The organism is Brevibacterium sp. SIMBA_078, assembly GCF_046534565.1.
In the GTDB taxonomy this organism is placed as follows: domain Bacteria; phylum Actinomycetota; class Actinomycetes; order Actinomycetales; family Brevibacteriaceae; genus Brevibacterium.
In genome coordinates this window covers 1-248 of the sequence record NZ_JAWRYQ010000436.1, presented here as the reverse complement: position 1 = coordinate 248, position 248 = coordinate 1, and the positions used below count along the sequence as shown (strand labels likewise).

Annotated in this window: 1 protein-coding gene; it reads right to left on the bottom strand. The window is 36.3% G+C overall.

From position 1 onward, the window contains the following. Window positions 1-14 precede the first annotated feature (14 nt). Window positions 15-248, bottom strand: a 234-nt coding sequence (locus tag SB749_RS20315) for a hypothetical protein (protein ID WP_410711901.1), incomplete at its 5' end; no start/stop codon positions are given.

Here is a 248-nt window from a genome sequence, read left to right as displayed (position 1 = left end):
CTTTTATTCCCTTTTTATTGCTTTGGTTGTGCTTTTACTACACGTTGTTTTTCGTCCATGTTGCTATTATCAACCCCAGGATTACTTTCAACTAAGCTGTCAAGAATAACCTGTGCATCAAAAGAAACGGCTTCTTTTACAGACTTTTCAAGTTCGTTGCTTGCCTGTGACACATAAGTAGACACTGTTTTAGTAAGCATATCTGTAATATTTAAATCGACTTCTGTAGCGTTAACGTTAGTTGAACC